Raw genomic sequence first — 23,423 nt, forward strand, 5'->3', positions numbered from 1 at the left:
GGCGGCCGGTTCGTTGTGTTACTACGGCCCCGCCCCCGCCCGCCCCCGCGGGGCGGCGCCCCCCGGGCGCCGGGGCCCGCCCCTCGCTCAGGCGGGCGCGCAGCAGGGAGAGGATCAGCCACCGGCGCATCGCCCCGACGTGTCCCGGGGAGCCGTGGACGTCGTCGAAGACCTTGAACCGGGCCCGCGGTGCCAGCAGCGCCAGCCGGCGGTGCTCGCCCTGCGGGATGATCTCGTCGCGGGAACTGGCCACGTAGTCGACCGGGATGTCCACGGATCCGAGCTGGGCCGGGGTGAGCGGGAAGCCGGCCAGGACGTCCCGGAGTTCGTCCCGGTCCGCGGTCCGGGTGAGCCGGCGCAGGGTCTCCACGGTGATGCCGGGGACCTCGGGCCACCAGGCGGAGTCGGTGAAGAACCCGGCGACGGGCGCCCCGACGGTGTGGATGCTGCGGATGCGGGGGTCCTCGGCGGCGGCCCGCAGCGCCAGGTGCCCGCTGAAGCTGAGGGCGAGCGCCGCCGTCTCGGCGACCCGCGCGCGGTCGGCCAGCCGGTCCAGCAGGTACGGCAGCAGGCGCCAGGAGTCGGCCCGGTACGGAAGCGTGTTCTCGCCGACCCCGGGCAGTTCGGTGGCGACGGCGGCGAAGCCGAGCCGGGCGAACAGCGGAAGCGTCGGAGCCCACTGCTCCTTGACGCTGACGATGCCTCCCATGATCAGCAGCAGCGGCCGCGGCCGGTCGGCCGACAGGCCGGACGCCCAGGCCGCCAGGTTGCCGTCCGGGTGCTCGAACTCCAGCCGCTCGATGCCGTTGCGACCGGTGCGCCGCCAGGTGTCGAAGGCGTCGACGCAGCGGCGCTGGGCCTCCAGCCGGTCCTCGTCGCCGTGGTACGGGAAGCGGGCGAGCGCGTAGCGCCGGCAGGCGTCGAGCGGGCGGCCGGCCCGCAGCCGGTCGCCCTCGGCGGTCCACACCCGCGCCCAGGAGCCGGGGTCGCCGGGTTCGTCCCCGGTGATCCGGGACAGTACGGACCGGACGTACTGCTCCGTCAGGCCCTGGCCGCGTCCGTGCAGCCGGGCGAACTCCTTGAGCTCTGCCAGATGGTCCATGGTGCGTCCTCGGGTGGGCGGTCGGCGGGGGGCGGGGTGGTCGGAACGGGCCGGGCCGGGGGCGGCCCCGGCCCGGCCCCGCCCGGAAGGACAGTGCGGGTGGCGGCTCAGGCCGTCCCTGCGGCACCGGCGGGGCGGTCCGGACCCGCGCCGTCCTCGAAGCCCTCCAGGGCCTGCTTGAGGTCGGCGAGGACGTCGGCGGCGAGGGCGCCGTCGATGACCCGGTGGTCGAAGGTGAGGCCGAGCCGCATCAGCGGGGCCACCGCGACCCGGCCGTCCCGCACCACGGGCCGGTCGAGCACCCGGCCGGCGTTCAGCGTCACCGCGGTGCCGCCGCTGGCGTGGAAGCCGTCCACCGGGCGGTGCCCGAGCGAGCTGACCGCGACGGTGCCGAGGACGCCGGGGCGGCGCCGGGGGCTGCGCAGCGCGGCGGCGAAGGCCAGCCGGCCGAGCGGGACCGGCAGCCGGCCCAGCATCCGCACGCCGCGGAACTCCGGGAGGTCGGCGGCGGCGATGTCCCGGTAGCGGTCGATCCGCGCCTGGATGGCGGGCAGGTCGGCGCTCTCCAGGCCCGGCAGCAGTGCGGAGAGCACGGTGCGCTCGCCGTCCACCGGGCGGTCGAGGGCGAGCTTGGCGGTGACGCCGGTGAAGCGGACCGTCCGGGGGCCCCGCAGGCCGGGCCAGCCCGGGGCCAGGACGGCGTTGGCCTCGGGGTGGCGGTCCAGCACGCGGCCGGTGGCGTGCAGCAGGTAGGCAACCACCGAGTAGCGGCTCCCGGCCGCCCCGGCCTCGGCGCGGTGGCGCTGGACGCGGGTCATGTCGACCTCGGTGTCCAGGTGCACCGGGCGCTGCCGGGCGGCGTGCTCCAGGAAGTAGAGGGTGTGCCGCCGGCGGCGCTCGGGGTGCGGGCGGGCGGCGGTCACCGGTCGACCGCCAGCCGGTAGATCTCCTCCAGGCTGCGGGCCTCCATCACCCGTGCGACCGGCAGCGGCCGGCCGGTGCTCCGCTCCAGCGCGGTGACCAGCTTGAGCAGGTAGAGGGAGTCCCACTCGGGGATCCGGTCGAGGTCGGCGGCGATGTCCCCGTCCGCCAGCGGGATGCCCAGTTCCTCGCGGACCAGGCGGGCGAACTCGTCGACGGTCTGCATCATGCGTCCAATCGGTGACGGAGTGTCACATCTTCTCCAGGGCGAAGCCCGCCTTGATCCACTTGCTGGACTCCACGGCCACCGCGAGGGCCTTCTCGCCGCGGGACATCCGCCCCAGCAGCCGCTCCAGTTGGAGGAAGGGCAGCGCGTTGCCGTTGTTGCCGGTGTCCGCGACGCAGGACACCTCGGTGGCACCGGGCACGTCGAGCTGCTCGTGGATGCGGCGGGTCATCCGGCCGGAGAGCTGCGGGGGCAGCAGGTAGTCGAGCTCCTCGGCGGACCAGTCCAGGTCGTCGAGCAGCTCCCAGAGGATCTCCACCGCCATCACCGGGACGAACTCCTCGATGGCCTTGTAGTCCTCCCGGACGGCCTGCCGGTCGTCGTACCGGTCGGCCAGGCCGAACCAGTCGATGACCTGGCCGGGTTCCCGGCCGAGGCCGGTGAACCGGTTGAGCACCCGGCGCAGCGCCACCGCCTCGCCCCTGGGCTCGGCGGTGAGCACCGCGGCGCCGGCGCCGTCGCCGAAGAGCACGTAGTTGACCAGGTCGCTCGGCGCGGCGCCGGCCAGGTCCCGGTCGAGGTCGAGGTGCTTGCTGCAGACGTCGCCGCCGATCACCAGGCCGGCCCGGTGGCCCTCGCCGGCGATCAGGGTCCGGCCGAGCCCGAGCGCCTGGACGGCACCGGCGCAGCCGGACTGGAGCTGGTACGTGGGCACCTGGTCCAGGCCGAGCTGGTCGGCGATGTGGTTGACGGTGGCGGGCATCAGGTGGTCCGGGGTCGCGGTGCCGAGCACCACGAAACCGATCTCCGCCGGGTCGATCCCGGCGGCGGCGACGGCCCGGGCGCCGGCCTGGGCGCACAGGTCGGCGAGCGACCAGCGCACCGTGCCGGTGGCGAGGTCGCGGGCGAAGTGGCGGGTGCGGGTGCCGATGAAGAGGTCGATCCACTCCTCGTTGACCCCCAGCACCTTGGCGAGCGCGGCGTTGTCCACCGGGTCGCCGGGCAGGGCGGTCCCGACCGAGGCGAGGTACGCCTGGACGGGATCGCGCTCGGATGGCGGCTGCATGGTGTGCGGTCCTTTCTGCGGGACGGGTTCAGGCGGCGGCGGTGTGCCGTTCGCCCAGGAAGCCGATGAGGTCGCCGACCGAGGACAGCCGGGGCAACAGGTCCTCCACGCTCAGCGGTTCGAGGCCGGTCAGCCGCTCCTCGATGCGCTTCTTGAGCTCCATGACCATCACCGAGTCGAAGCCGAGGTCCTCGAAGAGCCGTGCGTGCGGGGTGATCTCCTCGGGCGCGTAGCTGCCCACCTGCGCCACGGCGGCCAGGACGGCGCCGGCCACCGGGTCCGGGGCCCGGAGGCCCGGGTCGGACCCGGCCGGCCGCGGGTCGGCGGCGGACGGGACGGTCGCGGACGGGTCGAGCGCGGACGGAGCGGACGTGGACCGAACGGGCGGGCGGGCCCAGAACCGGCGGTCGTCGGCGAAGGCGTACGGGGCCAGCCGGTGCGCCCTGCGGTCCTCCTCGGCGTACACCGCGTGCCAGTCCGGGTCGGCCCCGCCGCGGAACAGCTCGGCGACGGCCTCGGCCAGCTCCCGCCCGCCGGCCTGCTCGCCCGGCACCGGCAGGACGCCGCGCGGGCCCGCCCCGGCGGGGGCACCGCCCAGCCGGCGGGCCATCGGGACGAGCACCGGCCGCGGGCCGACCTCCAGCAGGTGGGTCGGCGCGTCCGCGAGCAACTGCCGTGCGGCGTCCGCGAACAGCACCGGGGCGCCGATGTGCTCGACCCAGTAGGCCGCGTCCATCGGCTCGGCCTCCAGCAGTCTGCCGCGCAGCGTGGAGTACACCGGCAGGGCCGGGACGCTCCCGCCGGCCTCCTCCGCGATCGCGGCGAAGCGTTCCAGCACGGGCTCCATCAGCGGCGAGTGGAAGGCGTGCGAGACCTCCAGGCGGCGCGAGCGCACCCCGGCGCGGGTCAGCTCCTCCTCGATCCGGGCCAGCGCCGCGAGGTCTCCGGAGAGCACGGTGGCCGTGGGCCCGTTGACGGCGGCGATCCCGATCAGCGGTTCGCCGGCGATCCGCTCGGCCAGCACGGCGGCCTCCGCGCGCACCGCCAGCATCCCGCCGCCGGCGGGGAGTTCCTGCATCAGCCGGCCGCGCGCGGAGACCAGCCGGGCCGCCTGCTCCAGCGGCAGCGCGTCGGCGAGCACCGCGGCCGCGTACTCGCCGATGCTGTGGCCGAGCAGCATCCCGGGGCGCACCCCGAGTTCGGTCAGGGTGGCGGCCAGCGCGTAGCCGACCGCGAACAGGGCCGGCTGCGCCCAGCCGGTGCGGTGGACGGCGGGGTCCGCGGCGAGCAGCAGGTCGCGCACCGAGCCCTCGGTGTGCGGCCGGAGCGCCTCGTCCGCCCGGTCGAGGTGGCGGCGGAACAGCGGGGCGTCGCGGTAGAGGCCGGCCGCCATGCCCGGGTACTGCGAGCCCTGCCCGGTGAAGAGCAGGGCCACCCGCGGCCGCCCGCCCGGCCCGCCGGTGAGGCGGGTCAGCAGGTCCTCGTCGTCGGCCGCCCGGCGCAGGACGGCCGCCAGGTCGGCGGTGTCGGTGGCCGGTACGGCGAAGCGGTGCCGGTGGCCGGTCTTGAGCCGGGTGCTGCTCCAGCCCACGGCGCCGACCGGGGTCACCCGGTGGCGCTGGAGGGCGTCGGCCTGCGCCACCAGGTTGCGGCGCAGCGCCTGCGCGGTGGGCGCGGTCAGGGTGAACACCGCCGCCCCGAGGCCGGTGGGCCGGGCGGCGGATCCGGCCGTGGGCCGGGCGGCGCCGCCGGGCGCGGACTCCAGCACCGCGTGGGCGTTGGTGCCGCCCATGCCGAAGCTGCTGAGGCCGCCGACGGTGGTTCCGGCCGCCAGCCGCAGGGGTGCCTTGAGCAGCCGCAGGCCGTACTTGGAGAGTTTCAGCGCCGGGTTCTCCCTGGCGGCGAACCGGCTGGCGGGCACCACCCGGTGGTGCAGGGAGAGCGCCACCTTGATGAGTCCGGCGATCCCGGCGGCGCCCTCGGTGTGGCCGAGGTTGCCCTTGACCGAACCGAGTGCCAGCGGCTTGCCGGCGCGGTCGGCGTGCAGGTCGCCGAGCGCCTTGACCTCGATCATGTCGCCGAGCACGGTGCCGGTGCCGTGGCCCTCGGTGAAGGCGACGTCGGACGGCTCGACCCCGGCCCGGCGGTAGGCGGAGGCCAGCACCTCCTGCTGCGACCAGCGGTTGGGCGCGGTGAGGCCGTTGCTGCGCCCGTCCTGGTTGACCGCGGTGCCGCGGATCACCGCGTACACCGGCTGCCCGTCGGCGATCGCGTCCTCCAGGCGGCGCAGCACCACCGCGCCGACGCCCTCGCCGCGGCCGATGCCGTCGGCGTCGGCACTGAAGGGCTTGCAGCGGCCGTCGGGCGCGGAGAGCCCGGCCTGGGTGTAGAAGATGCCGAGGGCCGGCGTGAGGGCGATGTTCACCCCGGCCGCGACGGCGGTGTCGCACTCCCCGGCCAGCAGGGCGTTGCACGCCAGGTGGACGGCGACCAGCGAGGAGGAGCAGGCCGTGTCCACGGCCAGGCTCGGGCCCTTGAGGTCGAGGTGGTAGGAGATCCGGTTGGCGGTCATGCAGTAGCCGTTGCCGGATCCGACCTGCGCGGTGACCCGCGCGTAGTCGGTGAGGTGGAGGTGGGCCCACTCGTTGCCCATGATGCCGACGAAGACCCCGGTGTCGGTCCCGGCCAGGCTCTGCGGCGCGATTCCGGCGTCCTCGACCGCGCGCCAGGCGCACTGCAGGACCAGCCGCTGCTGGGGGTCCATCGCGGCGGCCTCGCGCGGCGAGATCGCGAAGAACTCGTGGTCGAAGGCGTCCGGGTCGGTGATGAAGCCGCCGCTGGTGGTGTTGGAGTGCCCCTCGGCGCCTTCGGGCGAGTAGAAGTCGTCGGCGTTCCACCGCTGTTCGGGCACCCGCCCGACGCCGTCACCGGAGCGCATCAGCAGGTCCCAGTACGCGGCGGGGTCCGGTGCGCCGGGGAAGCGGCAGTCGATGCCGACGATGGCGACGGGCTGCATCATGCCTCTCCCACGGTGGCGCGCAGCTCCTCCACCAGGTATCCGGCGAGCGCGTCGACGGTCGGGTAGTCCCAGGCCACGGTGGGCTCCAGGACGAGGTCGAAGTCCTCCTCGATGTCGCCGCACAGGCTCAGCGCGGCGACCGAGTCCAGGCCGTACTCGGCGAGCGGGACGCCGGGGGCGATCTCGTCGGCCGGGCGCTTCAGGTAGAGGGAGATCCGGTCGGCGAGCCAGCCGGTCAGGGTCTCGACGGTGTGCTCGCCGAGGGTGGCCGGAAGGCCGGTGGTGGGGACGGTCATGAGGTGCTCCTCGCTGCGTGGGAAAGGACGGGGCGGCCGGTCAGCCGGCCAGCGGGGTGTCGTAGAGGTCGTAGCCGCGGCGCTCGTGGAAGCGGCGCAGCAGTTCCTGGTGGACCGTCTCCTCGCAGCCGGCCGGCAGGTCGGCCGGGCGGCGTCCGAGGCGCCGGGCGAGCCGGTGCAGGGCGGCCGCGGCCCAGGAGGGGTCGGCGAGGAAGGGGTCGGTGCCGTCGGCCCGGGCCGCGCGCCGGACGCCGAGGACGGCGGCCGCGGCGAGGACCACCGCGTAGCGGTCGGCCAGGGCGAAGGCGCCGGGGCCGGCCAGGGCGGTGCGGTCCTGGGGGGCGAGGGCGAGGCTGTCCTGCTGGATCCGCCGCAGCTCGTCGACCATGGCGAGCGTGAGGGTCCGGAGGGACCGCTCCTCGGGCGTCGCGTCGGGCCGGTCGTCGCGGGAGGCGACCAGCGAGGCGCTGAGGCTGTCCCGTCCGGCGGCGAGGGTGAGCCGGTCGAAGGGGATCCCGGGCAGGTCCGTGCGGGTCTCGAAGAGCGCCGCGGGCGCCTCGTCGCCGGTGAACCAGGCCCGCCGGGCGAGCCTGGCCAGCTGCGGGACGACGGTGGCCTGGCAGGCCGCCGAGCCGGCGTGGCCGAGGCTGAGCACCGGGAGGTCGCGCAGGTGCTTCTGGAAGGCGCCGAACTCGCCGTCGCGGAGGTAGAAGCGGGCGCCGAGCACGATCGACAGGTCGTGCATGACCTCCGTCAGCACCTTGGGCACCAGGTACTTGACGACGGCGGCGGACACGCTGGTCTCCTCCGGCAGGAGGTGCACGGCGCGGGTTCCGACCAGCGAGAGGCTGTCGCAGACCAGCAGGTCCAGGAAGGCACCGGTGAGGGTGGAGCGGGCGTGCGGGATCTCCGCGACCGGGCGCCGGTAGAGGCGCCGGCCCAGGGCGAACCCGACGACGGTGCGCAGGCCGGTGTCGGCGGCTCCGAGCGCCATCCCGGGCAGGACGCTGCGGGTGATCTGGAAGGAGCGCAGCGCCAGTTCCGCGCCCTGGCCCTGCTCGCCGACCAGGGTGGCGGCCGGGACGGGGCAGTCGTCGAAGTCCAGGCCGGAGATCCGGCAGCCGCGCACCCCGGCGGTGGGGTAGCGGGGCAGGGTGGCGAAGCGGGCCGGGTCGAGCTGGTCGCGCTCCGCCAGCAGGACCGAGTGGCTGCGGGCGCCGGGCGCGTCGTCGGTGCGGGCGAACAGCGCGAAGGCGGCGGCCCGGTCGGCGTTGTTGATGACCTGTTTGCGGCCGTGCAGCCGGTAGCCGCCGGGCTCGGGCCGGGCCCGGAAGTCGTTGCGCAGGAAGTCGTTGCCGTGCGCCAGCTCGTGGTAGGCGACCGAGACCTTGGCGCCGCTGAGCAGCAGGTCGGCCAGCCGGGCGCGCTGCTGCGCGCTGCCCGCGGTCCAGACGTTGACGGCCGCCATGAACGAGGTGACGCCGTAGCCGAGGCCGAGTGCGACGTCGCGCCGGAAGACCGGCCGCAGGGTGCGGGCCAGGGTGTCGATCCGGGTGAGCCGCCCGCCGAGTTCGGCGGGGACGAATTCGGCGGTCAGGCCGAGGTCGTCCAGCAGGTGTTCGCCGGCCCCGGACAGCTCGCCGGCCTCGTCGGCGGCCAGCAGCCGTTCGGTGCCGACGGGGTTGGCCGGGTCGCCCGGGTCGCCGAAGCGGCGTTCGAGTTCGGCGACCCGGTCCCGGGCCGCGGTCTCCTGGGCCCCCTCCCGGGGGCGGTCGGCGGGGGCCTCCGGACGGGGGAGTCCGGGGGCCGCGGAGTCGGTCAGCATGGCGCCCCCTCGGCAGGACGGTCGTCGGTGGGTGCGGGGCGGTGCAGCCGCAGCGGGAGCAGGGAGTGCAGCTCGCCGGCCGCCCGGGTGTCGCGCAGCCGTGCCAGCAGCGCGGGGTAGGCCTCCGGCCGGGGGCCGTCCTGCTCGCCGAGCCGGACCAGCAGCCGGTCCAGGGCGGGCCACAGCCAGACGCCGTCGCGCCAGAGCGCGCCGGTGCGTCCCCGGGCGGCGGCCCGGTGGTTGTGCGCCCACAGGCCCAGGCAGGCGGCGCCCGCCAGGCAGAGGCTGTAGCGCCGGGCGACCTCGAAGGCGGCGGTCGGCACGTCGGAGACCGGGGAGCGGTGGGCGGCCATCTCGGCGTGGACGCGGCCGGTCGCGGCGAGCAGCAGTTCGGCGGCCTCCAGGGCGCCGTCGAGCGCGGGGTCGTGCCCGGCCTCGGCACGCAGGGCGGCCACGGAGGCCGGCAGCGACGCGACGATGCCGCTGCCGCCCTTGGCGACCAGGGAGAGCCGGGACGGGTCCAGGGCCGGCAGTGGCGCGGCCAGGTCGAAGGCGGTGGCGGCCCCGGCGGTGTCCCCGGTGCCCCGCTCCCAGCCGCGGGACAGTGAACGGAACTGGTTGACCAGGGAGTTGAGGTTGACCAGGGTGTTGCCGTCGAACAGTCCGACGATCCGGTGGTCCCGGTCGACCTTCTGGAACATGCCTCCGGCGTGCTCCCCCTTGAGGAAGGCGCGGGCGCCCAGCAGCCGGGTCAGTTCGGCGATGACCTGCTCGGTGCCGGTGGGCACCAGGTACTTGGTGGCGGCGGCGGCCACGCCGAGTTCGCCGGTGAGGGTGTGGACCGAGCGGATCGCGACCGTCGCCAGCGCCTCGCCGACCAGCACGTCGGCGGCGGCCGAGGCGAGCACCTGCCGCGCCTGCGGCAGGTCCACCAGGCGGCGGCCGTACAGCTCCCGCCGCTCGGCGAAGTCCAGGGCCAGCGCGAGGGCGTGGTCGGCGGCGCCCAGCGACAGCGCGGCGCACATCGTCCGGGTCAGCTGGAGCGCCTTGAGCACCGTCTCCAGGCCGCCGCCCTCGGTGCCGACGAGGGCGGCGGCCGGCACCGGGGCCCGGTCGTAGGCGATGCCGCTGATGTCGGCGCCGTGGATGCCGTGGGTGCGGATCTTGTCGAGGCAGCGGTAGTGCTCCGGGCCGAGGCCGCGCTTGTCCATCAGCAGCACGCTGAACCCGCGCGGGCCGCCGGCCGGGTCGGTGCGTACGAGCGCGGACAGGACGCTGCCCCGGGTGGCGTTGTTGATCAGCCACTTCTCGCCGCTGACCAGCCAGCCCCCGGCGCCGTCCGGTTCGCCGTGCACCTCGTCGGCGAGCAGGTCGCTGCCGTGCGCCCGCTCGGTGAGGCCCAGCGACACCGGGACGCCGGCGCGGATGTCCGCGGCCAGCCGGGCGGCCTGCTCGGGGCTGCCCGACACCCAGACGCAGACGCCGCCCAGGTAGGTCTTGCCGTGGCCGATCGCCACGGTGAGGTCGCGGCGGGCGACGGTCCGCATGACCTGCATGACGGTCTCGTAGTCGGTGAGCCGGCCGCCGTGCTCGGCGGGCACGTAGTGGTCCTGGAGGCGCCAGTCCTCCAGGACCCGGCAGATGTCGGCCGGGAAGGTCTCGCTCTCGTCCAGCTCCAGGCTGCGGGCGTACGAGAACACGGTGCCGGGGGCGTCCGGGTCGCCGAGGAACTGTTCGAGCTCCTCGGCGACGCGGTACGGCGCGTGGTCCATGTCAGCCCACCGGTTCCGGGTCGCGGGTGCCGACGAGCTCGCGCACCGCCGGGTCGAGCACGGCGTGCAGCGGGGTGACGGCGCCCTCCAGGAACAGCTTGCGCATCAGGGTCCGCTGGATCTTGCCGCTGGTGGTGCGGCGGACGGTGCCCGGGCGCACCAGCAGGACGTTGCCCGCGGGCACCGCGAACTCCCGGCTGACCAGGGCCTGGACGGTGGCGGTGAGCTTCTTGAGGTCCTGGTCCGCCAGGGCGCTCGGGCGGACCTCGTGGATCACCACCAGGTGCTCCTGGCCGGTGTCGACGGCGAAGACCGCTCCGGCGCCGAAGGCCGTCGGCTCCAGGGCGCGCACCGCGTTCTCCACGTCGTACGGGTAGATGTTGCGGCCGTTGATCAGGATCATCTCCTTCAGCCGGCCGGTCACGAACAGCTCGCCGCGCTCCACCGCGCCCAGGTCGCCGGTCCGCAGCCAGCGGCCGAGCTCCTCCGCGCCGGCGATCCGGGCGCCGAACACCTCCGCGTTGACCTCGGGGCGGTCCCAGTAGCCGGAGGAGACGCTGGCGCCGCGCACCCAGATCTCGCCGACCTCGCGCTCGGGGCGTTCCGCACGGGTCTGCGGGTCGACGATGCGCACCTCGAAGTCCTCGGAGCCCACGACGCCGCTGGAGGCCAGGGCCCGCGTCGGCTCCCGGAGGAACGGCCCCTCCAGCCGGCCCGCCTCCAGGCCCGCGGCGTCCACCTCGCGCAGCACGGCCGGCCGGCCGTGCCGCTTGCCGGAGACCAGCAGCGTGGTCTCGGCCATGCCGTAGCAGGGGAAGAACGTGTCGGCCCGGAAGCCGTACGGCCCGAAGCGCTCGGCGAAGGCCCGCAGGGTGTCGGCCCGGACCGGCTCCGCGCCGTTGCAGGCGACCTGCCAGCTGGACAGGTCGACGCCCTCCAGGTGGGCGTCGGTCACCCGCCGCAGGCAGAGGTCGTAGGCGAAGTTGGGGGCGGCGGAGATGGTCACCCGGTGCTCGCCGATCAGTTCCAGCCAGCGCACCGGACGGCGCAGGAAGGAGGTCGGGGACATCAGCACCGCGCTGGTGCCCAGCCACAGCGGCTGGAGCACGTGCCCGATCAGGCCCATGTCGTGGTAGAAGGGCAGCCAGCCGCCCAGCACGGTGTCCGGGCCGCTGCCGGTGGAGCGCTGGATGGCGGCCTCGTTGGCCAGCAGGTTGGCGTGCGAGACCATCACCCCCTTGGGCTCGCTGGTCGAGCCGGAGGTGTACTGGAGGAAGGCCAGGTCCTCGGGGCGCAGCCCCGGGTCGCGCCAGGCGGCGGCGTCGCCCACCGGCCCGTCCGTGGCGAGGCAGAGCACGTCGGAGAAGCCCTCGTCCGCCAGCCACGCCCCGACGTCCGGCGCGTGCTTGCCGATGGTCAGCACGGCGCCGACCCGGGCGTCCCGGACGATCCCGGACACCCGCTGGAAGTGCTGGCCCTGCTCCGTGGGCAGGGGCGCCGGGACGGCCACCGCGCCCGCGTACAGGCAGCCGATGAACGCCGTCAGGAACTCCAGTCCCGACGGGTACAGCAGCAGCACCTGCCGGCCGGTCATCCCCCGGTCCTGCAGCCAGGCCGCCAGCTCCTTCGCCGACCGGTCCAGGCCCGCGTACGTGAGCCGTTCCGGTTCCACCCCCCGCACCCCGTTCTCCAGGAACAGGTAGGCGTCCGCATCCCCACGCTCTGCCGCCCGCGCGAGCACCAGCTCCGCGAACGATCGGAAACCCGCCACCGTCAATCCCCCTCGTTCGGTCGACACGTCCGGACCGATCATCAGTTCGAGCACTAAAGCCGCCGTTGCGCTACACGCGCCTGCGCAGGCCCTCCAGTTGGGCCCACAGCTCCTGCTCCCGCTCCGACAGCGGGACCCCGCGCAGCAGGCGCTCGGGATGGTCCGCCGGCGGTTCCTCCAACGGCGCGGGCGCCGGCTCCCGGCCGACGGTCAGGTGGTACTCGACCGTCACCGCCCCGAACATCGCGCCCAGGTTGGCCAGCGCCCGGACCCAGCCGACGGCCATCCGCCGCAGCACCGCACGCCGCCGCTCCCCCGGCCCCACCGCTACGCCCCCCGGTCCGGGGCCCGGTCGAAGTCCGCGGTCAGGGCGACGTGCCCCGGCACCTCGGGCAGGACCCCCAGGTCGTGCCGGAAGGACACCTCCCCGGCCGCGTCCTCGCCGGTGGGCACGAAACCCAGCGACGGGTAGAGCCCGCGCACCTTGCCGTTCTTGGCGGTGGGCCGGAAGCGGGCGTGCACGGCCGGCGCCCCGGCCCGCCGGGCGCGCTCCAGCACGGCGGCCAGCGCGGCCTGTTCGATGCCCCGGGCGAAGACCCGGCAGCTCAGCAGGGCGTTGTCGATGTGCCAGCCGTCCTGGGCCGTGCGCACCAGGACCAGGCCCACCAGCCCGTTGTCGCCGAACCGGTCGGTGGCGCGGACCGCGAGCACCAGGTGCCCGTCCGCGTCCATCCGGGCCCGGACGTCGGCCGCCTGGAGCCGCTCGGTGGTGAGGTTGAACTGGTTGGTGCGCAGGGTGATCTGGGAGGCCCTGGCCACCTCGTGCTCCCGCACCGGCGAGAGCGAGACCCGCACGTCGAGCCGGGCCAGGTAGTCCTCCATCGAGCCGGCGCCGTCCAGCAGGTCCTGCCGGGCGGCCTCGGAGCGGTACTGGTCCGCGCGGACCCGGTCCTCCGCGGTGAGCGCGGCCACGTCGAACCAGCCGTCCGCGAGCAGCCGCTCCACGTGCAGGGCCGGCTCCTCGTCCAGGCGGACGACGGCCACCTGGGGCAGGCTGCTCGCGACCAGCCCGCACTCGAACGGCGAGTCGTCGACGAAGACGAAGCTGTCCACGCCCAGGTTGAGCCGGCGGGCGATGTCCAGCAGATTGCCGTCCTTGGGCTCCCAGTTGGCGTTCACCCGGACGAAGTCGCCCTCCCGGAGCACCATGTCGGGGTGGTCGCGCAGCACCCCGAGCACCGCCTCCTGGTCGTTCTTGCTGGACACCGCCAACAGGACGCCCTGGGCGCCTAGTTGGGCCACCACCTGCTGGAAGCGGCCGAACGCCTCGCCCCGGTAGGTGGTGGCCGCGGCGATGCCCTCCGGACCGTCGTCGCCCAGGATGCCGTCCCACAGGGTGTTGTCGAGGTCGACCACCAGCACCTTCCTGGCCCGGCCGCGCAGGCCGCGCACCAGGTGGCCGACCTCGCGGGCGTACGCCGCGAGCAGCTCCTCGCCGAGCTGCGCCTTGGCGTAGGCGGCCAGCCGGGGCTCGTTCACCGGCCCGCCCGCGGCGACCAGCGGGTCCAGGTCGACCACGCGCACCCGCTCGTGGTCCAGGGCGATGCGCAGCAGCCCCGCGTTGAACTCCCGCCACGCGATGCCGATCCGCGCCCGGGAGCGCGCGTCGACCAGCTGACGGGTGTGGACGGGCAGCAGCGGCACGGTGTTGAGCACCAGGGTGCCGGTGCCGTGCCCGACGTAGCGGGCGGCCAGCGCGGTCAGCAGGCGCAGCTTGGCCGCGACCGCGTCCTCCAGGTCCTCCGCCCGCCAGGGGTGCGGCAGTTCGTCGAACACCAGCTGGGCGTCCAGCACGCACAGGGCGAGGTCCACGCCCGCCGCGTACAGCTCGCTGCTGGTGTCCTGCAGGTCCCGCAGCCAGGAGCCGTAGTCGGCGGTCGTCGCCTTCGCCACGAAGCCGTGGCGGGCGAGCTCGGCGGTGAGCGGGGCGGTGAGGGCGCCGAGCGTGGAGTGGCCGGTGACGGCCACGCCGACCGCCTCCAGCCCCTCGTGGCGGGCCAGCACCTCGGCCGGGTCGAGCCGGGCCAGCAACTGCCCGGCCCGGGCCAGGTCCCGCCCGGACGTCCCGGCCGGCGCGCCCGCCGCCAGTTCGGCCAGCAGGCCGGGCACCTGCGGGTACTCCTCGGCCAGCCGCCCCTCGCCGTGCAGGGCGCGCAGCCGGTCCAGCGGGCCGGTCCGCTCGCCGGTGGCCGTGTTCACAACCGCGGTCACGGTCTCTCCTTCGCTGCCTCTGATGGACGCGCCGAGCCTGCGCGGACCCTCTTAAGGCGTCCTTGCGCGCGGGCCGGGGCGCAACGGCCGCTCCCGGGCCCGCGACGTCGTGTCGCCGGCCCGGGAGCTGGTGGTGACGGTGGTGTTCAGCGGCCGGCCGGCGCTCCGTCGCGCTCCGGCGCCTGTCCGGGACCGGGGGCGTTCCCGGCCGTCCCGGCCTGTTCCGCGGCCTGTTCCACGACGGCCGGTTCCTCGGCGGCCCGGCGGCGGCGCAGGCGGGAACGCACCCAGAAGGCCGCGCGGACCACGACGGCGATGATCGCCGCGGAGATCACCGGATGCCCCGGGGCTGGACGTGACGCATGGCAACTCCCGCTCTGCTGCTGGGACGGGGGACGGGTCGGGTCGGGCCTCAGGCCGGGTCGGTCGTCCGCCCCGCGCGCAGGGCGGAGACGACGTTCCACAGGCGGTCCGGGGTGGAGAAGGTGTCGCTCACCAGCTCCCCGTCGGGGATGCCGATCCCGTACAACTGCTCCACCTGGACGAGGAGCTCGACCATGGCGAGCGAGTCCAGGCCCGCGGCGCGCAGGCTGGCGTCACCCGTCAGCGGGCCGCGGGCGGCGAGCCGGGGCAGGGTCTGGAGCAGCAGTTCCTCGAAGGCCGTGTCCCACGGCCGGTCCTGGCGGGTCTCGTCGGTCATGGGTGCTACCTCCGTGCGGTGGATGGGTCGGTGGTGCGGGCGGCGCCGTCGCCGGGCTCCAGGGCCCGGCGCTGCAGCGCCAGCCGGGTCGCGGAAACCACGCGGTCGCCGTCGACCAGCACCTCGGCCGGGGCCCGGTGGCCGAGGAAGCCGAGCAGGCTGGCGGTGAGGCCGTACGCGCCCACGTTGGGGACGGCGAGCAGGTCGCCGGAACGGACCCCGGGCAGCTCCACGGCCCGGGCCAGGATGTCCGCCGGGGTGCAGAGCGGACCGGCCAGGGTCACCGGCTCGGCCGGCTCCCCGGCGGCCGGGGTCCGGGCCGGCCCGGTCGGCTGGGCCCGCAGGGGCAGCAGCCGGCCCAGACCGGACAGCCCCCCGAGGTGGTTGATCCCGGCGTCGAGCACCGCGTAGGTGCTGCCCCGGCTCGGCTTGACGTCGGTCACGGTGGTCAGCAGCCGTCCGCTGTCGCCGACCAGGTAGCGGCCGGACTCGAAGGCGACCACCGGCCGCCCCTCGCGCCAGCCGGGCAGGTTCTCGTCCAGCACCTCGGCCAGGGCCTCCCGCAGCCGCCGGTACACCGGCCGTTCGCCGGCCGTCGCGTACGGGCAGGCGAAGCCGCCGCCGAGGTCCAGCAGCTCCAGCTCGATGCCGAGTCGGTCGCGCAGGTGGGCGGCGGTGCGCACGCTCTGGGCCAGTTCGGCGATCAGGCCGTCCTCGTCCGCGGAGTTGGTCAGCGGGAAGAAGTGCAGCCCGACGACCCGGGTGCCGGCGACCCGCAGCCGGTCGGCCTCCTCCGCGAGCCAGTCCAGGTCGAAGCCGAACTGGGAGGGGCCGCCGGTCATCCGCAGCCCCGCGGTGCCCGGCGCGCCGGCGGCGTTGATCCGCAGCACGCAGTCGGCCACCGCGTCATGGGCGGCGGCGGCCGCGCCGACCCGCTCCAGGTCCCCGAAGGACTCGACGGAGAAGGCGCGCACCCCGGCGCGCACCGCCTCGTCCAGCTCGGCCGCCACCTTGCCCGGCCCGGAGTACAGCAGTTCCCCGGCCGGGTGCCCCGCCTCCAGCGCCGCGGCCAGCTCGCCGCGCGAGGTGACCTCGGCGTGCACGCCGCTGCGGCGCAGTTCGGCGACCAGGGCGGGGTGGGGGTTGGCCTTCAGGGAGTAGTAGATCCGGGAGGGCTGTGGGACGGCCTCGCGCAGGTCCCGGGCGGCGGCCCGGACCCGGGCCGCGTCGTAGACGTACAGCGGACTCCCGTACGCCGAGACGAGTTCAGGATCGGTGGTCATCGCGGTCCTTTCGTAGCGGCGTGCGCGGCGCCTCGCGGTCGGTGCCCCGCCGGCGCGCGGCCGGTCGCCTGCCTGGTGGCGGCGCGCCGGGAGCGCGCGAGCGTCTCCTGACGCACCGCCACCACCATCTTGCGAGCGCGGACTTGGGCGCCGCTAAAAGCGATCCGGCCCCGCGTCCCGCCGTGCGGGCCCGGGGCTCCCGGATCAGGCGACCGGCCGGCGCACCCTCTCGGCGGCCGGCGCGGCGGCCGGCTCCGGGGCGGCCGGGCCCTCCATGCGGTCCAGCCGCAGCGCCGCGTGCAGCCTGCGCAGCGGACCGGGGGCCCACCAGGTGGCGGAGCCGAGCAGCGCCATCAGCGCGGGCACCAGCAGCGCCCGCACCACCGTGGCGTCCAGCAGGACGGAGAACGCGGCGCCGAGGCCCAGCTCCTGGACGAACACCAGCCGGGACATGGCCAGCGCGCCCACCGCGACGCAGAACAGCGCGGCGGCGCTGGTGACGGTGGAGCCGATCTGCGCCAGGCCGTCGGCGACCGCCTCCCGGTCGCCGCGGCCCGCGGCCCGGGCCTCCTTGATCCGCCCCAGCAGGAAGACGTTGTAGTCGGTGGAGAGGCCGAAGGCGAGCGCGAAGACCAGCACGGGCGTGGTGGTCTCCAGCCCGCTGTGGGCGGCGAAGCCGAGGTTGCCGTCCTGGAAGACCCACACCAGGAAGCCGAACGCGGCGCCGGTGGAGAGCAGGTTCATCACCAGGGCCAGCAGCGGCAGCAGCACCGATCCGGAGAAGGCGAACAGCAGCAGCACCGTCACGCCGGCCAGCACGCCGAACGCCAGGGGCAGGCGGTCGGCGATGCTGCCCCGCTGGGCGAGGAAGTCCGCCGTCGTCCCGGTGAAGCGGGCGGTGACGGGCGCCGCCACGTCCTGGACCTGCTCGCCGGCCCGCAGCGCCGGACCGTCCAGCGGGTTGCCGGCGAGGACGGCGTCGATCTCCCAGTGCCCGGCGTCCAGCCGCTGCGGCTCGCCCACCGACTCCACCCCGGGCACCGCGGCGACCCGCCGGGCGTACTCCTGGAGCCCGGTGTCGTCGGCGGTGTCGAGGACGATCTGGAACGGGCTGGTGGCGATTTCGTCGAAGTCGCCGCCGAGCCGCGCGGCGACCTGCCCGGCGCTGATGTCCTTGGGGAGCGAGGTCGGGTCGACGCCGGTGAACCGCACCCCGGTGAGCGGGGAGGCGACGAGCAGCAGGACGGCGGTGGCGACCAGCGTGAAGACCGCGGGCCTGCGCATCACCGCCGAGGCCAGCCGGTGCCAGCGCCCGGCGGTGGCCTGCCCGGCCGCCGCGGACCGCTGCCAGCGGCGCGGCGCCAGCGCGTTGATCCGGTGACCCAGCACGGCGAGCAGCGCGGGCAGTCCGAGCAGGGCGAACAGGGCCGCCGAGACGACGGTGATGACGCCGGCCAGGCCCATGGACCGCAGGTACGGGTGCGGGAACACCATGATCGCGAGCAGCGCGGCCGCCACCGTGAGCGCGCTGAACAGCACGGTGCGCCCGGCGGTGGCGACCGTCCGCCGCAGCGCCTCGGCGCCGGGGCCGTGCTCGGCCAGCTCCTCCCGGTAGCGGGTGACGATCAGCAGGCCGAAGTCGATGGACAGCCCCAGCCCCAGGGCGAAGGCCAGGCTCATCGCCCCGGTGGAGACGTCCATCGCGGTGGTCGCGATCCGCAGGCCGGCCATGGTGAGCAGCAGCGAGACGACGGCGCCCAGCAGGGGGACGAGGGCGGCCACCAGGCCGCGGAAGACCAGGAACAGCGCGATCAGGATGACCGGCGTGGCCAGGCCCTCGGCCTCGGCCAGGTCGGTGTCGGAGACCTGGGCCACCTGGACGTGGCCGGGCGTGGCGCCGCCGAGCCAGGCCCGGCCGTTCAGCGCCGGGTCGTCCTTGACGGCCCGCTGGAGCTCCTGCTCGGCGGCCTTGGTCTCCGGTTCGGCCATCGGGCGCACGGCGCCGACGACCACCGTGCTGTGCCCGTCCCGGGAGATCAGCGCGGGGTCGGCCGAGTAGTCGACGACCTGCTCGACCTCGGGCCGGTCCTTCAGCAGCCGGACGGCCGCGGTCACGGCGGCCGGGGGCGCGCCGGCACCGCGCAGCTGCTCGTCGGTGCGGACCAGCAGCAGGTAGCCCTGCTGGGAGTCGATGCCGGTGGCGCGGGTGATCGTCTCCCGGGCGACGACGTTGCCGCCGCCCGGGTCGTCGTAGTCGGACAGCCCGTTGGTGAGCCTGTCCCCGACGGAGCCGCCGAAGACCGCGGCCAGCACGGTGATCAGCAGGGTCAACAGCAGGGAGGCTCTCCGTCGCCCGTGCAGAGCGGAGCCCAGAGCGGTGAACATCGGTATTCCTTCCGTCGCGCGGCCGTGGTGCGGCCGCGCGGGCGCAGAGGCGGACACGGCCGCCCCACCCTCGGCGAAGGCCCTTGGCTCTCGCTTGAGCGGGGCGTGCCCGTCCGCTGACTGCACGTCACCGATGCGCGCCGCACTCCGGCCGGACGGTCAGGCCGGCTCCCCCGCCAGCAGGGCGCGCAGCGCCTTGCCGTCCGTCTTGCCGTTGGCGGTGAGCGGCAGCGCGGGCAGCACCCGGCAGAGGTCCGGGACCTTGGCCGCCTCCAGCCGGTCGGCCAGCCTGCCCAGCACCTGCTCGGCGGTGACCTCGCCGACCACGAACAGCACCATGTCCCGGTCCTCCTCCGGGGCGAGCAGGGCCGCCTCGCGGACCCCGTCGATGTCCAGGACGGCGGCCTCGATCTCCACCGTGCTCATCCGCGAGCCGCGCCGCTTGAACAGGTCGTCGCGCCGGCCCTGGAAGTACAGGTGGCCGTCCTCGTCCAGCCAGCCGTAGTCGCCGGTGCGGAGCGTGACCCGGCCGTCCTCCGGGCTCACCCGGAACCGCTGCGCGGTGGGCTCCGGTGCCTGCCAGTAGCCGGCCATCACGTGCGGGCCGCGGACGGCGATCTCGCCGACCTCGTGCGGCGGCAGCGGCCGGCCGTCGTCGTCCAGCGTCAGCACCTCGGTGCCGGGCAGCGCGCGCCCCACCGATCCGGGCCGGGCCAGGTCGCCGTCGGGCTCCAGGACGGTGATCCGCTTGCACTCGGTGGTGCCGTACATCGGGGCCACCGCCGCGCCGGGGAAGGCCTCCCGCAGCGAGGCGATCAGCGGCGGGTTGAGCGCGGCACCGGTGTTGGTGAACAGCCGGACCCCGGTGGGCCGCGGGTCCCGGGAGGCCAGGCGCACCAGCAGTTCGCCGAGCGAGGGCACCAGCGGCACCACGGTGGCGCCGTGGTCGCGGGCGAACCCGAGCAGCCGGGCGTGGCCCTCCGGGCCGGACAGCAGCAGTTCGGCCCCGGCCAGCGCCGAGAGCAGCACCTGGTAGAGGCCGTAGTCGAAGGAGAGCGGCACGGCGGTCAGCACGACGTCGTCCGGGCGGTAGTTCAGCCGCCGCGCGATCGCCCGCGCGGCGAACACCACCTGGGCGTGCGGGCAGGCCACGGCCTTGGGCGCGGCGGTGCTGCCGGAGGTGTAGATCAGCAGCGCCAGCCGGTCGGCGGGCACCTGCGCCTCTCCGCGGCCGGCCGGGTCGGCGGGCCCGGAGAGGTCCAGCTCGGAGACCACGGCGACGGGCACCCCGGCGGGCCAGCGCAGCCCGTCGGCCTGCTCCCGCTCCGCCGCCTCCGCCACGATCAGCGACGGCGCCGAGTCGGCCAGCACCGGCCCCAGGTGGAAGGCCCGCATCGCCGGGTTGACGGGAACCAGCACGGCGCCGCGCCGCCAGGCCCCGAAGAGCAGGGCGGTGAACTCGCGGCCGCTGCCCACCCGGGCCAGCACCCGGTCGCCCGGCCGGATGCCGTGGCCGGCCAGGATCCGGGCGAAGGAGTCGGCGGCGGCGTCCAGCTCGGCGTACGTCCAGGCGCCGTAGCGGTCCCGTACGGCGGGTGCGTCCGGGCGGGCGGCGGCAGCGGCGCCGAGGAACTCCTCGGCCGCGTTGGCGATCCGGGCGGCGTGCTCCGAACCGGCGGCGGTGGCGACCCCGGGTACGGGTACGGTCTCGAACGTGCGCGTGGTCAATGCTCCCCCTGGTCGGTGACGGTGACGGGTGGTCGGGCATCCGGCGGTGCCGCGGCCCCGGCCTCGTTCCGCATCGTCCGAGAGGGGGCTTTGGCACCGCTAAAAGCGCGCCGTCCCGGCTCCGGTCAGCCCTGCCCGGCCCCGGCCGGCCCGGGGGCCGTGCCGGGAATCGCGCCGGGGGCCGCCTCGTAGCGGCGCAGCACGGCGGAGAGGAGCTCCGGGAACCCGGGCGCCTCCCGGGGGAAGAAGTGGCCGCCGGGCACCACGGCGATCTCGCTCTTCCGGGTGGAGTAGCGCGCCCACTCCCGGACCTCGGGCACCGTGACCAGCCGGTCCTCGGCCCCGCCGAAGGCGTGCAGCGCCACCGGCAGCGGCGTGCGGGCGACGGTGCCGGCGGCGGCGCACAGCCGCAGGTCGTCGCGGACGATCGGCAGCAGGGCGGCGAGCCACTCCGGGTGGTCCAGCAGGATCCGGGGCAGTCCGCCGTAGGCGTCCAGGGTCCGCACCAGGTCGGCGTCGGGGATGCCGGGCTCGTCGGGCAGCGGCGCCGGCAGGTGCGGCGCCCGGTGGCCGCCGAGCACCAGGGCCGCTGGCAGCCGGGCGCCGCGGGCGTGGCGGTGCTGGGCGAGCGCGAAGGCGATCAGGGCGCCCATGCTGTGCCCGTAGAGCACGTGCGGGTGGTCGAGTTCCGGCCCGAGCTCCGCGTCGAGGTCGGCGACCAGGGCGTGCAGGTCGGTGAACCGCGGCTCCGCCATCCGTCCCTCCCGGCCGGGCAGTTGGACCGGGAGCAGCTCCGCGTCCGCGGTGATCCGGCGCTGCCAGCCCGCGTAGGCCGAGGACCCGCCGCCCGCGTACGGGAAGCAGAACACCCGCAGTCGTCCCGGGGGTGGCGGGGTGCGGGTGAGGTAGCGCGTCATGGTGCTGGGTCTCCTCTCGGCCGGGCGGCGCCCGGCGGCCGAGCCCCGCGCCGCCGCCCGGGTGCCCGCCGGTCCTGCCTGGCGCTCCGCCTGCCCGGCCCCGGTCGGGGGTGCCGGGCCGGGCGGGCGGAGCGGCGGGTGCGGCCGGTGGGGGGCGACGCCGGCCGACGGTCCGTCAGCTTTGGCGCGGGCCCTAAAGGACGGGCTGCGCTGCGCCGGTGGACGTCGCCGGCCGGGCGGGGCGCGACGGCGGGTGCGGCCCGCCATCGGGCGCGTTAAGCGGGACTGAAGCCCGGGGCGGCACGGTACGGGTGGGGCACCCTGCCCGGATCAGTGTCCGACGCCGCCGCACCGAAGGAGCGCGCCTGTCATGCGCCGCATCTCGTCCGAGGTCCACATCGCCGCCACTCCCGGCGAGGTGTGGGCCGTGCTCACCGACTTCGCCCGGTTCCAGGAGTGGAACCCGTTCCTGGTCCGCGCCGCGGGAAAGGCCGAGCCCGGGGCCCGGCTGGCGCTCCGTTTCCGGCTGCCCGGCGGCCGCGAGATGGACTTCACGCCGACCGTGCTGGCCGCGGAGCCGGGACGGCTGCTGCGGTGGCGCGGCCGACTCGGGGTCCCGGGGATCTTCGACGGGGTGCACGCCTTCGAGCTGACCGCCCGGGACGGCGGCACCCACGTCGTGCAGAGCGAGCGGTTCAGCGGGCTGCTGGTCCCGCTGACCGGCTCGATCGTGCGTCAGAGCGCCCGGGGTTTCGTCACCCTGACGGACGCCTTGAAGGCCCGGGTGGAGGAGCAGGCCCTGCAAGAGCGCCTTTAGCCCACCGCTGGACCATCGATCGACCCGTGACCCCCGGAGAGGCAGGATGACGATGACAGCAGAGCTGACCGCCCAGGTGTGCGTGGTGGGCGGTGGACCGGCCGGCCTCACCCTCGCGGTGGAGCTCGCCAAGCGCTCGGTCTCCGTGGTGGTGCTCGAACAGAGCGGCCACTTCAACCGCTCCTTCCGGGGCGAGTCCGTGTCGCCCGACTCGGTGTGGCTGCTGGAGCGGCTGGGGCTGCTCGACGCCCTCGACGGGGCCTACCAGCAGATGCACCACATGGAGATCGTGGACGGCGGGCGGACCGTCATGCGAGCCGACTTCGACGACTTCCCCTACCCCCACCCCTACCCCGTGGAACTGCCGCAGCCCGCGCTGCTGTCCGCGCTGGCGGAGGTGGGCGAGGGCCTGCCCGGCTTCACGCTGCTGCGCCGCGCCACCGCCGTCGCGCTGGAGCAGGACGGGCACGGCACCGTCACCGGGGTGCGGGCCCGCACCCCGGACGGCGAGATCACCGTCCGGGCGGCTCTGACCGTCGGCGCCGACGGGCGGTTCAGCAAGGTCCGCGAGATGGCCGGGCTGCCGTACCGGAAGGTGCCGCTGGACCGCGACGTGGTCTGGCTGAAGCTGCCGTTCCCCGCCGAGTGGGACGACCGCACCTACCGCATCCGCATCCGGGGCGACCAGCACGGCCTCTTCATCCCCACCCACCCCGACAGCGTCCGGGTGGGCTTCAACATCCCCAAGGGCGGCCTGAAGGAACTGCGCGCCGAGGGCCTGAACGCCCTGTACGAACGGCTGGACCAGCTGGCCCCGGAGCTGTCCGGTGCCGTGCGCCAGGAGATCACCAGCTGGTCGGACACCTCCATGCTGGACATCTTCACCAGCGTGGTGCCGAACTGGTCGATGCCCGGGCTGGTGCTGGTCGGGGACGCCGCGCACACCCTGACGCCGATCCTCGGGCAGGGCGTCAACCACGCCATCATCGACGCCGTCACCCTGGCCCCGCTGCTGGAGCGGGCGTTCGCCGCCGGCGGCGGGGCGGCGGTCACCCGGGCCACCGCACAGTTCCAGCGCTCGCGCGAGGAACCGGTGAGCCGCTCCCGGGGGCTTCAGCTGCGCCAGGAGAAGCTGTTCGCGCTGCACGGACCGCTGGGCGGCACGCTGCGGCGTTCGCTCTACCAGGTGCTCGACCTGAGCCCCCGGCTGAAGCAGCGCGTCCTGGCCGGGGCCTACTTCCAGTTGCAGAAGCCCAGTGCGGCGCACCGCGCCGCGCGGATGCGGGCCGGGACCTGACGACCCGCCACCGCTCCACCCGGTACG

At 75.5% G+C, this 23,423-nt stretch carries 19 protein-coding genes; 2 read left to right on the forward strand and 17 right to left on the reverse strand.

Annotation, left to right across the window (positions count from 1 at the left end):
- The 17 genes from ACWGKU_RS32370 to ACWGKU_RS32450 form a co-directional block, all read right to left on the reverse strand.
- On the reverse strand, positions 1-1,102 hold a 1,102-nt coding region (locus ACWGKU_RS32370), incomplete at its 3' end, for an alpha/beta fold hydrolase (RefSeq protein WP_452191660.1).
- 107 nt (positions 1,103-1,209) lie between these two features.
- Positions 1,210-2,025 (reverse strand): 2-oxo acid dehydrogenase subunit E2, encoded by an 816-nt coding sequence (locus tag ACWGKU_RS32375; protein WP_452180343.1) that lies wholly within the window; start codon positions 2,023-2,025, stop codon positions 1,210-1,212.
- Positions 2,022-2,252, reverse strand: a complete 231-nt coding sequence (locus ACWGKU_RS32380; RefSeq protein WP_401054552.1) for an acyl carrier protein — start codon at positions 2,250-2,252, stop codon at positions 2,022-2,024. Before ACWGKU_RS32380 ends, ACWGKU_RS32375 begins: the two co-directional genes overlap by 4 nt.
- A 22-nt stretch (positions 2,253-2,274) precedes the next feature.
- Complete coding sequence (locus tag ACWGKU_RS32385) at positions 2,275-3,315, reverse strand: 3-oxoacyl-ACP synthase III family protein (RefSeq protein ID WP_452180344.1); 1,041 nt, start codon at positions 3,313-3,315, stop codon at positions 2,275-2,277.
- A gap of 28 nt (positions 3,316-3,343) precedes the next feature.
- Entirely contained in the window at positions 3,344-6,334 is a 2,991-nt protein-coding gene (locus ACWGKU_RS32390; RefSeq protein ID WP_452191662.1) for a type I polyketide synthase, read from the reverse strand.
- Positions 6,331-6,630 carry an acyl carrier protein gene (locus ACWGKU_RS32395; RefSeq protein WP_359914414.1) on the reverse strand — a complete coding sequence of 100 codons (300 nt, stop codon included), beginning with the start codon at positions 6,628-6,630 and terminating at the stop codon, positions 6,331-6,333. Before ACWGKU_RS32395 ends, ACWGKU_RS32390 begins: the two co-directional genes overlap by 4 nt.
- A gap of 40 nt (positions 6,631-6,670) precedes the next feature.
- On the reverse strand, positions 6,671-8,455 hold the full coding sequence (locus ACWGKU_RS32400; protein ID WP_452180345.1) for an acyl-CoA dehydrogenase: 1,785 nt from the start codon (positions 8,453-8,455) through the stop codon (positions 6,671-6,673).
- Positions 8,449-10,227, reverse strand: coding sequence for an acyl-CoA dehydrogenase family protein (locus tag ACWGKU_RS32405; RefSeq protein ID WP_452180346.1), 1,779 nt, complete (start codon positions 10,225-10,227; stop codon positions 8,449-8,451). The genes ACWGKU_RS32400 and ACWGKU_RS32405 overlap by 7 nt, the downstream gene beginning before the upstream one ends.
- Position 10,228: 1 nt before the next feature.
- The gene (locus ACWGKU_RS32410) at positions 10,229-11,998 is read right to left on the reverse strand and encodes a fatty acyl-AMP ligase (protein WP_401054021.1); all 1,770 of its coding nucleotides are present in this window, start codon (positions 11,996-11,998) and stop codon (positions 10,229-10,231) included.
- A 70-nt stretch (positions 11,999-12,068) separates the two neighbouring features.
- A complete protein-coding gene (locus ACWGKU_RS32415; RefSeq protein ID WP_452180347.1) occupies positions 12,069-12,296 on the reverse strand; it encodes a DUF6059 family protein in 228 nt (75 codons plus the stop codon).
- Between the two features lie 29 nt (positions 12,297-12,325).
- Positions 12,326-14,269 (reverse strand): HAD-IIIC family phosphatase, encoded by a 1,944-nt coding sequence (locus ACWGKU_RS32420; RefSeq protein ID WP_452180348.1) that lies wholly within the window; start codon positions 14,267-14,269, stop codon positions 12,326-12,328.
- A 146-nt stretch (positions 14,270-14,415) separates the two neighbouring features.
- The gene (locus ACWGKU_RS32425; protein ID WP_401054955.1) at positions 14,416-14,604 is read right to left on the reverse strand and encodes a hypothetical protein; all 189 of its coding nucleotides are present in this window, start codon (positions 14,602-14,604) and stop codon (positions 14,416-14,418) included.
- A 77-nt stretch (positions 14,605-14,681) separates the two neighbouring features.
- On the reverse strand, positions 14,682-14,969 hold the full coding sequence (locus ACWGKU_RS32430) for a phosphopantetheine-binding protein (protein ID WP_401054954.1): 288 nt from the start codon (positions 14,967-14,969) through the stop codon (positions 14,682-14,684).
- Positions 14,970-14,974: 5 nt separating this feature from the next.
- Positions 14,975-16,252, reverse strand: a complete 1,278-nt coding sequence (locus ACWGKU_RS32435) for a type III PLP-dependent enzyme (RefSeq protein ID WP_452180349.1) — start codon at positions 16,250-16,252, stop codon at positions 14,975-14,977.
- Positions 16,253-16,456: 204 nt separating this feature from the next.
- A complete protein-coding gene (locus ACWGKU_RS32440) occupies positions 16,457-18,637 on the reverse strand; it encodes an MMPL family transporter (RefSeq protein WP_401052820.1) in 2,181 nt (726 codons plus the stop codon).
- A 159-nt stretch (positions 18,638-18,796) separates the two neighbouring features.
- The gene (locus ACWGKU_RS32445) at positions 18,797-20,290 is read right to left on the reverse strand and encodes a class I adenylate-forming enzyme family protein (protein WP_452180352.1); all 1,494 of its coding nucleotides are present in this window, start codon (positions 20,288-20,290) and stop codon (positions 18,797-18,799) included.
- 200 nt (positions 20,291-20,490) lie between these two features.
- The gene (locus tag ACWGKU_RS32450) at positions 20,491-21,282 is read right to left on the reverse strand and encodes a thioesterase II family protein (protein ID WP_452180350.1); all 792 of its coding nucleotides are present in this window, start codon (positions 21,280-21,282) and stop codon (positions 20,491-20,493) included.
- Positions 21,283-21,652: 370 nt separating this feature from the next.
- On the opposite strand from ACWGKU_RS32450, the gene ACWGKU_RS32455 reads away from it, so the two are divergent.
- Both ACWGKU_RS32455 and ACWGKU_RS32460 read left to right on the forward strand, forming a co-directional pair.
- Positions 21,653-22,099, forward strand: coding sequence for an SRPBCC family protein (locus ACWGKU_RS32455; protein ID WP_401055616.1), 447 nt, complete (start codon positions 21,653-21,655; stop codon positions 22,097-22,099).
- 46 nt (positions 22,100-22,145) lie between these two features.
- A complete protein-coding gene (locus ACWGKU_RS32460; protein ID WP_452181083.1) occupies positions 22,146-23,396 on the forward strand; it encodes an FAD-dependent oxidoreductase in 1,251 nt (416 codons plus the stop codon).
- The last annotated feature ends 27 nt before the right edge of the window (positions 23,397-23,423 follow it).

It is taken from the genome of Kitasatospora sp. NPDC054768 (assembly GCF_053612025.1).